The sequence below is a fragment of the Microbulbifer maximicatervae (SeqCode) genome (assembly GCF_052467325.1).
Map to the genome: position 1 here is coordinate 3580001 of NZ_CP174310.1, position 12049 is coordinate 3592049.

Sequence of the window (12049 nt, forward strand, 5' to 3'; positions counted from 1 at the left end):
CCACCGGTAAGTAGGGTGTGCCTATGGCCAAGTCCATAAACGAAGACCAAAAACTCGATAACCAACTTTGCTTTAGCCTATATTCTGCCTCCCTGGCAATGAACAAGATGTACAAGCCTCTATTGGAGACACTGGGAATAACCTACCCCCAGTACTTGATGATGCTGGTGCTCTGGGAAGACGATGGAATCACCGCTACGGAGCTGAGTCTGCGGCTCGGCCAGGATAAGGGTGCCCTAACGCCAGTTATCAAACGATTGGAGAATCAGAAGCTGATCAACCGCCACCGAGACCCGGAGGACGAGCGTCGAGTCATTATCGAGCTGACTGATGCCGGTAGGTCGATGCAAAAAGAAGCTGCTTCAATTCCCACTCAAGTGCTGAATGCCTGTGGCTTGAATCCTCAGTCTGCACGGGCGCTAAAGACGCAAATAGAAACGCTTCGCCAATATTTAGCGAACCCCTAATCTTCCCCTCTTTTATCGCCCCGCCATTAGCGGGGCCCCCGCTTTGGCTCCATTTGTTATAGCTATCGCCCTTATAGCAAAATTTAATTATCGCAATAATAGTTATCGCAATAACTTTATCTGGCGTCCAAGCTGACGCGCTGTTTAGAAGCTGACTTAGAAATCCGGACTACTACCCCCAGCTCAATAAATCCAGCGGGAAAAGGACTGGACTCCATTCCAGGCGGCTTCTGACAGACAAACACACATCAATGAGGACAGGTTAATGCAAACAGTTTACACCGCAGTAGCAACCGCAAATGGCGGCCGTGATGGCGAAGCTCAATCATCAGATGGAAAGTTAAGCGTAAAGCTCAGTATTCCCAAAGAGCTTGGCGGCCCCGGTGGCGATGGCACCAACCCAGAGCAACTGTTTGCTGCGGGTTACTCTGCCTGCTTTATTGGCGCTCTTAAGTTTGTCGCCGGTAAAGAGAAAGTAAAAGTCCCGGAAGAAACCACTGTGCGCGCTGAAGTTGGAATCGGTCCCCAGGGTAAGGGGTTCGGTCTGGATATTGACCTCTACATCGATCTTCCTGGCCTGGATCAGACGACGGCAGAAAAAATTGCCAACACCGCTCACGAAGAAGTTTGCCCTTATTCCAATGCAACCCGAGGCAATGTTGATGTGCGCCTGCACATATCCGCTTAAGCAACCGGTAGAGAGTTGAAGGTATCCGTTATGAACGGCTTAAAAATTTCCAAGCTGGCACTACCCCTTTTCTTTGCTCTTGGTATGGCTTCTGCGTCTGCTTCTATTTCCCCTGGTGTGGAGAAAAATACCCAGGGGTTCCTTCAAGCACTGGCGCAAGGTGGCGGCAAACCCATTGAGCAACTATCACCAAAAGATGCCCGTGCCGTCCTGGTCGGAGCCCAAGAGGGTGCGCAACTGCCGCCCGCTGAAGTCAGCAAGAAAACTATTAGGGTTAACGGCGAAAAGCTGGAACTGACTATCGTTAAACTGAAAAACACCCGGGGCCAGATTCCCGCCTTTATGTATTTCCACGGCGGAGGCTGGGTCTTGGGTGACTACCCGACTCACGAACGCTTGATCCGCGATCTGGTTCAACGCTCCGGCGCCGCTGCGGTGTATGTGGATTACACCCCATCTCCAGAGGCCAAGTACCCGACTGCAATTAACCAGGCTTATGCGGCTACCCAGTGGGTCGCGGAGAATGGCGAAAAGATCGGTGTCGACGGTTCCCGTCTTGCCGTGGCCGGTAACAGTGTCGGTGGCAATATGGCAGCCGTGGTTGCCTTGATGGCGAAAGAGAAAGGAACACCGGATCTGCAATTCCAACTGCTGCTCTGGCCAGTTACCGATGCCAACTTCAACAACGCTTCTTACAAGCAGTTCGCCCAGGATCACTTCCTGACACGGGATATGATGAAGTGGTTCTGGGATAACTACACTACCGACCCCAAACAGCGTAACGAGATCTATGCTTCACCTCTGCGCGCAAGCAAATCCCAGTTGGTCGGCTTGCCTCCCGCTCTGGTGCAGACTGCTGAGATGGATGTGCTGAGAGATGAAGGGGAAGCTTACGCCCGCAAACTTAACGAAGCTGGTGTGACCGTAACCGCTGTTCGCTATAACGGCATGATTCACGACTACGGCCTACTAAATGCCCTGAGTGACGTGCCCGCAGTGCAGGATGCTCTTGATCAAGCAGGCTCCGAGCTTAGGGAACACCTCAAGTAAAACTTAAAAGCCCTGCAATGCGGGGCTTTTTTATTCAGGTACTTAAAGTAGCGTTTTGGCCACTGCCTCAATTTCGATCAATGTCTCTGGCGACGCCAGGGATGTGACTCCCACTCCCGTGATTGCCGGGCGAGTAGTACCCAAATATTTAGATAGCACGGGGACTATTTCCCCCAGATGCTCACTAACTTCTCCACGCACATAGATACGTAACTGCAAAAGGTTCTCTACCGACGATCCGGCCTCATCCAATACTGTCAATAAGTTTTGCATGACGCTTTCCGCCTGACCACCAACCCCTTTGTTTTTAACTTCACAATTACTATCCCAATCCACCTGACCCGATACAAATACCAAGCCTGTTTTGGTATCGACTCGGGCGTGGGATAGGCAGGAAGAACTGCCATCATAAAGTGAAGAAGGATTAATATTCAGAATACTCATAACAGACCTGTACGCTTTCTAGCTTTTGAAAAAATCATAGTAGAAAGGCAGCTTTGCCAAAGCTATGGAGTAAAGCTTGTTACGGATACAATCAGGAAGCCATTGACTTAGAAAACCGCTGGTGCAGATCATTGAGAATCCAACTTACCAATGGATCATTTTCCACTCGGGGATGAAAGGCGGCTACAACTTCGTAGCCAGGTGGATACTTATCCAAGGTAATTTCAACCAAGCCCTCACAAGGCATCAACCTAGAGGGAATAAAGGCCAGGGTATCCGTCCTTTTCAAAAACTCCTGGGCTATATAAAAAGAGGGCGCCGAAACAACAATCTCTCTTTTTAGGCCTTGCCCCTCTAGCCAACGATCGGCTGAACCGCGCAAGCCTCCAACCCCTGGCGATGTAATCACAAAATCAGATTGCATCAACTGATCAATAGGGATCAACTCATCTAAACTATACATAGGATTAGCCGATACACAGACATAACGCTCATTAAAGAGCACCTGTGTATTAATTCCATCAGGCACATACCCCGCTGATGTGAAAGCTAAGTCAATTTCTCCCTGATGCATTTTCTGGGTGAGCGAGACGCTTTCAATATTAGTGACAATAAATTTCACTTTCGGCGCATATTGCTTGACCCTTTGGATCAATTCGGCAACAACCACTTTTTGCGCGTAATCTGTTGCAGAAATCACCAGAGTTCGGAAAGTCTGGCTTGAGTCAAGTGAGCCCGGGACAGGAATCTCACTGAGTAACGTTAGCACCTGTCGAATCTGTGGCTCTATAAATTTTGCATAACTGGTGGGAGCCATCCCATGCCCTGTACGCACAAATAGATCATCCCCAACTATTTTTCTAATCTTCTTCAGCTGCAAACTGACAGCTTGCTGCGAAACCTGCAGATGCTCTGCGGCAAGGGAGATACTTTCAACCCTGAATAGTAATTCCAGGGTTTTTAAGTGATTAATTTCAAGATCTTTGATCATATCAACTACAAAAGCGGAGCTTTCTGCCAGTCACTTACGGCTGTAGATAAAGATTAAAATAGTGGTTTCTAATACTGAAGTTAACGCGACCTCCAAAGCCATAGTGGCCGCGCTGTGTTATTACAAATACTCAGGGAATTTTTCTGGCCGCACGATTTGCAATTTGAAAACCTAAGCGGGCTGCGGTACGCGCACCATGATCCTCAATATCGAAATAAGGATTAAATTCAGCGATATCCGCCAAACAAACTTTATTGGATTCCAAAACGGTATCCAGCAAGACTTCCAAAAACTCCATGGAAACTCCCCTGCCAGAGGGGGCACTCACCGCTGGCATTACTGCCGCCGGCAATACATCCAGACATACCGTCAGATAGACAAAATCCACCTTCTCGATAAAGTCGCGGATTCGCGCCTGAACTGTATTCAGATTCCAACTACTGATTTCACGGTCCCGAATAACCTGGGCACCCAATTCATCAGCTCTCTGATAGAGAGCAGGTGTGTTGGCGTTATCCGCCGCACCCACACAGAGATAATTAAATTCGCGGCCATTTATCCTGCACTGCTCTGCAATCTGGAAAAATGGCGTACCCGATGACCCCTTTGGCGCAGGTGTGCGTAAATCCAAATGCGCATCAAAATTGATAATACCCAGACTGCTCTCGCGGTGATGCTCGCGCATCCAGCGGGCAATCCCCTGATAACTGCCAAAAGCAATTTCATGGCCGCCTCCCAATACCAGAGGAAAGTGACCGGCACCGAGCAACTCATTGATACGGGCACCCAATAGCGATTGGGCAGACTCCAAGTCTTCCCGTTCGACTCTGACGTTACCCGCATCGTATAAGGACGCATCGAAAGTGGCCGGCAGGTTAGCCATAGCCAGACGCAGGATTCTCGGACCTTTCGCTGCACCGATACGCCCTTTATTTCGGCGTACCCCTTCATCTGAAGCAAAACCTAGAATTGTGAGGCCAGGAGCATCATCTAACTGCAAAGGAGAAATCCGCTGGTGCCAACGCTCACCCGCTCGCCCATCCTCAGAATCAGTGCGACCGCTCCATAATTGCATATCAGCAAGTTGTAACATCGCGACCTCCCAAGAAAATTTTTGCAGGCTTTAGAGCACCCACTTCATAAGCGAGTTGATCCGGGGTATCCATCGGCCAAAGAACAATATCTGCTCGAAGCCCCTCCCGCAGTGCACCGCGAGAACAACACAAACCCAGTGCCCGAGCGGCTGCACGGGTAACACCTGCGAGAGCCTCTGCCGGAGTTAAGCCAAACAACTGACAACCCATATTCATCATCAAACGTAGGGAAGCGATTGGACAACTCCCGGGATTAAGGTCTGTAGCCAATGCCATACAAACCCCTGCCTCGCGTAATTTTTCAATGGGCGGAACCTGGGTTTCGTGCAGAGTGTAGAAAGCCCCTGGTAGAAGCACTGCCACGGTGCCACTTTCCGCCATCGCCAGTACATCGGCATCGCTGATATATTCAATATGATCTACCGATAATGCCCCGGACTTTGCCGCCATTTCAGTGGCCCCTGTACGCGCCAACTGCTCGGCGTGCACTTTTACTGGCAGGTCCAGTTTTTTCGCTGCATCGATAACTCTCTGGCACTGATCGACAGTAAACCCAATCGTCTCGCAAAACATATCCACTGCATCGGCCAACTGCTCGCGGGCTACAGCGGGCAATATCTGCTCGCAGATAAGGTCGATATATTCATCAGCACGACCGTCGTACTCCGGTGGCAGAGCGTGAGCTGCCAGACAGGTCGTTACTATTTCCACTGAGTTGTGTTGCGCCAGTCGTCTCGCGGTGCGCAATTGCTTTAGTTCAGTATCCAGGTCCAGGCCATAACCGGATTTAATTTCCACGGTCGTAACGCCTTCGGCCATTAGGGCGTGCAGACGTGGCTCAGCCAACTTATACAGGTTCTCGGCACTGGCACCCCGTGTCGCCCGCACGGTAGAAATAATACCCCCGCCAGAGCGAGCCACTTCTTCGTAACTCTCCCCCCCCAGGCGACGGGCAAACTCCCCTGCGCGATGGCCTCCATATACGAGATGCGTGTGGCAATCGATCAGGCCCGGAGTTGCCCATTGACCTTCGCCATCAACAATGCGGTCTGGGGTGCACTCGGGCAGATCCCGGCGGGGACCAATCCAAACGATCCGACCTTTGGTTACCGCAATTGCAGCATCCTCGATAACACCGTAACCACCGGCAATGGATGGGTCCATTGTGGCGGCATTCAAATTGGTAATCAGCAAATCACAGCGTTCTGACATAAGCTTTTAGCGGCACGCTTTTCCTTTTAAACCATAGATGCTCGGCCCGATGACCGACAAACCAGTAACGGGCAGGATACAGCTCCCCTCTTCGACTTGACAGCCCGCAGCAGGGAAACCATAGTAGCCGTAACTATTCTTGTATATACAACAATATACAAGCCACGGAAGCACTGTACCTGAGTCTATGAATACTGCAAGTGAACCCCGATACGCGGCCATCAAGCGCCATATCCGCCAACAAATTGAGTCTGGCGAGTGGCCAATTCATTCCCAGGTGCCCTCGGAGAACCAACTGGCACAGCAATTCAGTGTGAGCCGGATGACCGCAAGGCGGGCACTCACCGAGTTAACCGATGAGCGCGTTCTGATGCGCTCCCAGGGGCTGGGCACTTTTGTTGCCGAGCCGGTGCCCGCCAGCTCACTGTTGGAAGTGCGCAATATCGCCGACGAGATCTCGGCCCGGGGGCACAGTTACAGCAACCGCATCCTGTTGGCTCAACCCTGTGTCGCCAGCGCCGATGTAGCCCTGGCACTGGAAGTGCCCGAACAGGCAAAAGTGTTTCACTCCATTATTGTGCACTGTGACAACGGTTTACCGGTGCAGTGGGAAGAGCGATTTACCAATCCAGCCCTGGCTCCGGATTACCTGGACCAAGACTTCGCCCACACCACCCCCAACGCCTATCTTTCCAAAGTCGCACCGCTAACCGAGGCCGATACAACCGTCGAGGCCATAGCTGCGGAAGCCGCTATCGCCCACGCTCTGGAAATTGCCCCCGGAGATGCGTGCCTCCAGGTTTGGCGGCGCACTAAATGCAGTGCCGGCACCGTGAGCTTCGCGCGCCTGGTTCACCCAGGCAATCGATACCGCCTCGGTGCACAACTGAGATTCTAGTTATTGATTTATCCCGCGCGCCCTGGGAAAAGAAACAATCAAATCCGGGACGTGTGAATTTTTTTACGAGAAAAATTGACGAGGAAGCTATGTCTACCGACAATCGCCACGATCCCAGCCGCAAAATCCGCGCGCCTCGCGGCAATGAGCTCAATGCCAAAAGCTGGCTCACCGAAGCTCCCCTGCGCATGTTGATGAACAACCTGGACGCCGAGGTAGCCGAGCGCCCGGAAGACCTGGTGGTTTACGGCGGTATCGGCCGCGCCGCGCGGGACTGGGAGTGCTACGACAAAATAGTCGAAGTACTGAAGCGCCTGGAAGACGACGAAACCCTGCTGGTGCAGTCCGGCAAACCCGTCGGTGTCTTTAAAACCCACGCCGACGCGCCCCGGGTATTAATTGCCAACTCCAATCTGGTGCCCCACTGGGCCAACTGGGAACACTTCAACGAGCTGGATAAAAAAGGCCTGGCCATGTACGGCCAGATGACTGCCGGCTCCTGGATTTATATCGGCTCCCAGGGCATCGTCCAGGGCACCTATGAAACCTTTGCCGCCATCGCACGCAAACATTTTAAGGGCGAAGCGAAAGGCAAATGGATTCTTACCGGCGGCCTCGGCGGCATGGGTGGCGCTCAGCCACTGGCGGCGACCATGGCCGGTTTCAGCATGATCGCCGTAGAGTGCGACGAAACCCGTATCGATTTCCGTCTGCGCACTGGCTATCTAGACAAAAAAGCCACCAGCCTCGACGAAGCCCTGCAAATGATTGAAGCCGCGATGGAAAAAGGCGAAGCCATTTCCGTTGGCCTGCTGGGCAACGCAGCAGATATTTTCCCGGAAATTGTAAAGCGCAATATTCTGCCAGATTCGGTTACCGACCAGACTTCCGCTCACGATCCTTTAAATGGCTACCTGCCCCAGGGCTGGACCATGGAATACGCTGCGGAGATGCGCAAGAAAGATGAAGCCGCAGTAGTAAAGGCAGCCAAACAGTCTATGGCGGTTCAGGTTGAAGCCATGCTGGAGCTGCAAAAGCGCGGCGCCGCAACCCTCGACTACGGCAACAATATTCGCCAGATGGCTCTCGAGGAAGGTGTGGAAAATGCCTTCGATTTCCCCGGTTTTGTACCCGCTTATATTCGCCCTCTGTTCTGCGAAGGTGTCGGTCCTTTCCGCTGGGCGGCCCTGTCCGGCAACCCGGAAGATATCTACAAGACCGATGCCAAGGTTAAGGAACTAATTCCCGACAATCCGCAACTGCACAACTGGCTCGATATGGCCCGCGAGCGGATTCATTTCCAGGGACTGCCCGCACGTATTTGCTGGGTGGGCCTGAAAGATCGCGCGCGCCTAGCACTGGCATTTAACGAGATGGTAGCCAACGGCGAATTGGAAGCACCGGTAGTGATCGGCCGCGACCACCTCGACAGCGGCTCTGTAGCCAGCCCCAACCGCGAAACTGAAGCCATGATAGATGGTTCCGACGCTGTCTCCGACTGGCCGCTGATGAATGCCCTGCTGAACACTGCCTCCGGCGCTACCTGGGTATCCCTGCATCACGGTGGTGGCGTAGGCATGGGCTTCTCCCAGCACTCTGGTGTGGTCATTGTCTGTGACGGTACCGAAGCTGCGCGCAAACGTATCGAACGGGTTCTCTGGAATGATCCCGCCACCGGCGTAATGCGCCACGCCGATGCCGGTTACGAGATCGCAAAAAAATGTGCAAAAGAGCAGGGCTTGGACCTGCCCATGCTGAACGACTGATTTTTTACCGCAATAAAAATACCGCCGGCGGAAATCTTTTACAGCCCGAATAATTTTTATCGGGCTGCGCCGCCGGCGCCTAACAGGGTGTTGAAAAAGCCTACAAGCGACTTTTTCAAGCCATCTTTGCGGTACATGTCCACAAAGATGGGCACTCAAATCAAGCAATTGCAGTGCTTGATTTTGCGGCAGGCGCTTTCGCACCGCCCGCGCAGGATGTTTTTCAACAGCCTGCTAAGCAGTAAATATTTTTTGGTGAATGAATTTATGTATCAATTGGAAATCGATCCCGGTCAATTGAGCCTTGCGCAACTGCGCCGTGTAGCCCGCGAGTCGGTGCAGCTGTCCCTGGCGAAAAGCGCCTATCCCGCTATTGAAACCTCTGCCCACACTGTTGCCCAGGTTATTACCGAGGGACGCACGGTTTACGGAATTAATACCGGTTTTGGTTTATTGGCCAACACTCGCATTGAAAAGCACGACCTGGAAAACCTGCAGCGCGCTATTGTACTGAGCCATGCCGCCGGTACCGGCAACTTTATGAGTGAAGCCACCGTGCGCCTGCTGATGGTGTTGAAAATCAACTCGCTCGCGCGCGGCTTCTCCGGTGTGCGCCCGCAGGTCATCGAAGCTTTAATGCAACTGGTCAATGCCAGTGTCTACCCTGCTATCCCTGAGAAAGGTTCTGTCGGCGCTTCTGGCGATTTGGCGCCGCTGGCTCATATGAGCGTGGTACTTCTCGGTGAAGGGGAAGTATTTATCAAGGGCGAGCGCAAGAGTGCTCACGAAGGCCTCAAAGCTGCGGGACTAGAGCCCATTACCCTGGCCCCCAAAGAGGGCCTCGCCCTGCTAAACGGCACCCAGGCTTCTACCGCCTTTGCCCTGCTCGGCCTGTTCGCCAGTGAAGACTTATTCGCCGGCGCCCTGGTAACCGGTGCTATTACCCTGGAAGCCGCCAAGGGCTCACGTCGCCCCTTCGATGATCGTATTCACAACGCCCGCGGCCAACAGGCTCAGCGCGACGTAGCGGCAATTTATCGGGACCTGCTCGGTAAAACCAGCCAGATCGGTGATTCCCACCAGTTCTGTGAAAAAGTGCAGGACCCCTACTCCCTGCGCTGTCAGCCCCAGGTAATGGGTGCCTGTCTGCAGCAGATGCGCTTCGCTGCCGAAGTATTGTTGGCCGAGTCAAATGGTGTTTCCGATAACCCGCTGGTATTTACCGACGAGGAAAATCCAGATAACTCCGACATTATTTCCGGCGGTAACTTCCACGCGGAGCCTGTTGCTATGGTCGCCGACAACCTGGCGCTGGCATTGGCAGAAATCGGCTCCCTATCCGAGCGTCGTATGGCGCTGTTGATCGACAGCAACCTATCCGGCCTGCCTCCCTTCCTGGTGGAAAATGGCGGGGTGAACTCCGGCTTTATGATCGCCCAGGTCACCTCAGCGGCGCTTGCCAGTGAAAACAAATCCATGGCGCACCCTGCCTGCGTGGACTCACTGCCCACCTCCGCCAACCAGGAAGACCATGTATCCATGGCCACCTTTGCCGGCCGTCGCCTGCGGGATATGGCCGACAATACCTGTGGCATCCTGGCGGTGGAGCTACTCGCTGCCTGCCAGGGACTGGATTTCCGCGCTCCTTTAAAATCCACGGAAAAACTGGAGGCAGCCAAGTCAAAACTTCGCGCCCAAGTACCTTTCTATGACAAGGACCGCTACTTTGCCCCGGATATTGAAGAGGCAAAGCAGTTGCTGAGCAGCGGCGCCTACTTAGATTCAATAGACCCCAATCTCCTGCCCAGCAGTCACTAGGTTAAAGAGCCTTCATGACTTGATTCGCACATTGCGAGAGAACCATTTTTCTCACAATGTGCGAATTTTTAGTGGTTTCACCCGCCTGCCGACCTTACCTTTTTTGACTCCGAACAAGTGGGTCTATCAAATTGAAACTGAACAGTTTCCATCAACCAATACAGACCTGCCTCGGTATTCAGCTTTGCTAGAACATTTACTTTGCCTCGTGATGATTTGCGCGCCAAAAATGCTAGGCTGAATGTAGAAGTGTTACCCGCCAATAGGTGTGGAGGTCTTGATGAAACCGCTGCCCACTAGATTGCTGCGAGGCTCAGGTTGTGCGCTCGCCATCGCAGCAGGACTGGCTCTGTCGGCCTGTAATGGAACATCCGGCTATCCCTGTGGAGGCAACGATTGCTCCGCCAGTTATTACGGTTACAGTCCTTATTACAACAAGACGTATTACAACCTGCGTGGTCGCTATGCCCACTGCCACCCGGATGGCACTTGTCACAATATGCAGCACTGTAACTTCTACTGGGACGGCAACTTTTATCGCCTGAGACCGCCTGCGGTTGTAAATACCCAGTATCAAATTGTCGATCCACCGCCACGCGCAAGACCTTACTAAACCTGAGATTCTGTGCTCGCCTAGTTGGCGCGCCTAAGGGGCTTGGCCCCTGCCGGGCCTCTCCGGGGGGAAATTCCACTTACCGGAGAAAGCACTATGAATAGAGCTGTAAGAACGGTGATTCTCACCGCCACGGTGTGCACAGCCCTAGCCCTGGGCGCCTGTGCCACCGATGGTTACTACGCCACTTATACCAGCTACGGTGGACCAAGTGGAGGGCAAGTCGCTTACACCTCCTCCTACGCTTATCCCTATGCCACGCCCAACTATTACGCTTCGAGTAATGTCTATCTAGCCTCCTATAGAACACCGGTTTACCAGACCGTTGGTTACACCCCGGTGAATACTTACTATTACGGCGGCGGCTACGCCTACTACCGATCCGCATCATTCCGCGGCCACCCTCGTTACCGGGCTCGCTATTACTATCGCGGAATGCCTTACTACAACCGTTTCTATTATCCGCGGTCGTCTCACGCTCGCTATCGGGCCCACCACCGAGGCTATAGAAGCTATCACCGCGCCGGCTACCGGAGCCATAGAGGCCACTATCGCGTTCGCGGTGGACATCATCGTGGAGGGCATCATCGCGGTAGACGCTAACTCCAAGATCTACTAGGCAACTACCCCCGCTGTAGCAAACCATTAGAAGATGCAGCGGGGGTAGTTAGTCGCTAACCTCTGTACAACCTTCCTTATAATCAGCCTCCTACTCAATGCTCACTGTCGCCACTTTTAACAAATTGGCGTCCAATACATCTCAATGACAGCTATTACCTCTACCCTAAATAAACAAGTTATTCGGGATTACTTTCCTCAAACCACTCGAAGAGGTAACTGCGGTGCAGAAAATGTTACTTATTCTGCTTGCCGTGGCCCTGGCGACAGGAGTTGCCGGTTGTTCGACAACCGCGCCCCAGGGAGGCCCAAAGTCATTAACCCTTGATGGTCAAAAATTTCACTGTGTTGAGCAGGAGTTAGAAACCAAAGTGTTGGTAAGGTGTGTCC

At 52.8% G+C, this 12049-nt stretch carries 12 protein-coding genes; 8 read left to right on the top strand and 4 right to left on the bottom strand.

Features of this window, described 5'->3' with window-relative positions:
* Positions 1 to 23: 23 nt before the first annotated feature.
* From ACJJIE_RS15940 to ACJJIE_RS15950, 3 genes are all read left to right on the top strand, one after another.
* Positions 24 to 467, top strand: coding sequence for a MarR family winged helix-turn-helix transcriptional regulator (locus tag ACJJIE_RS15940; protein ID WP_444892305.1), 444 nt, complete (start codon positions 24 to 26; stop codon positions 465 to 467).
* Positions 468 to 732: 265 nt separating this feature from the next.
* Positions 733 to 1155: an organic hydroperoxide resistance protein gene (locus ACJJIE_RS15945; protein ID WP_444892306.1), complete on the top strand. Its 423-nt coding sequence runs from the start codon at positions 733 to 735 to the stop codon at positions 1153 to 1155.
* A 30-nt stretch (positions 1156 to 1185) separates the two neighbouring features.
* A complete protein-coding gene (locus ACJJIE_RS15950; RefSeq protein ID WP_444892307.1) occupies positions 1186 to 2205 on the top strand; it encodes an alpha/beta hydrolase in 1020 nt (339 codons plus the stop codon).
* 42 nt (positions 2206 to 2247) lie between these two features.
* Here ACJJIE_RS15950 and ACJJIE_RS15955 read toward each other — a convergent pair whose 3' ends face one another.
* The 4 genes from ACJJIE_RS15955 to hutI form a co-directional block, all read right to left on the bottom strand.
* The gene (locus ACJJIE_RS15955) at positions 2248 to 2649 is read right to left on the bottom strand and encodes a RidA family protein (protein WP_444892308.1); all 402 of its coding nucleotides are present in this window, start codon (positions 2647 to 2649) and stop codon (positions 2248 to 2250) included.
* A 91-nt stretch (positions 2650 to 2740) separates the two neighbouring features.
* Positions 2741 to 3640 (bottom strand): LysR family transcriptional regulator, encoded by a 900-nt coding sequence (locus ACJJIE_RS15960; protein ID WP_444892309.1) that lies wholly within the window; start codon positions 3638 to 3640, stop codon positions 2741 to 2743.
* 130 nt (positions 3641 to 3770) lie between these two features.
* Positions 3771 to 4733, bottom strand: coding sequence for a formimidoylglutamase (hutG, locus tag ACJJIE_RS15965; RefSeq protein WP_444892310.1), 963 nt, complete (start codon positions 4731 to 4733; stop codon positions 3771 to 3773).
* Entirely contained in the window at positions 4717 to 5946 is a 1230-nt protein-coding gene (gene hutI / locus ACJJIE_RS15970) for an imidazolonepropionase (protein WP_444892311.1), read from the bottom strand. The genes hutG and hutI overlap by 17 nt, the downstream gene beginning before the upstream one ends.
* A gap of 187 nt (positions 5947 to 6133) precedes the next feature.
* On the opposite strand from hutI, the gene hutC reads away from it, so the two are divergent.
* From hutC to ACJJIE_RS15995, 5 genes are all read left to right on the top strand, one after another.
* On the top strand, positions 6134 to 6844 hold the full coding sequence (gene hutC / locus ACJJIE_RS15975) for a histidine utilization transcriptional repressor HutC (RefSeq protein ID WP_282930784.1): 711 nt from the start codon (positions 6134 to 6136) through the stop codon (positions 6842 to 6844).
* A gap of 89 nt (positions 6845 to 6933) precedes the next feature.
* Positions 6934 to 8610, top strand: coding sequence for a urocanate hydratase (hutU, locus tag ACJJIE_RS15980; protein WP_444892312.1), 1677 nt, complete (start codon positions 6934 to 6936; stop codon positions 8608 to 8610).
* A gap of 267 nt (positions 8611 to 8877) precedes the next feature.
* Positions 8878 to 10428, top strand: coding sequence for a histidine ammonia-lyase (gene hutH / locus ACJJIE_RS15985; RefSeq protein ID WP_444892313.1), 1551 nt, complete (start codon positions 8878 to 8880; stop codon positions 10426 to 10428).
* Positions 10429 to 10708: 280 nt separating this feature from the next.
* Positions 10709 to 11041, top strand: a complete 333-nt coding sequence (locus ACJJIE_RS15990) for a hypothetical protein (RefSeq protein WP_282930781.1) — start codon at positions 10709 to 10711, stop codon at positions 11039 to 11041.
* Between the two features lie 96 nt (positions 11042 to 11137).
* A complete protein-coding gene (locus ACJJIE_RS15995) occupies positions 11138 to 11644 on the top strand; it encodes a hypothetical protein (protein ID WP_444892314.1) in 507 nt (168 codons plus the stop codon).
* Positions 11645 to 12049: the final 405 nt, after the last annotated feature.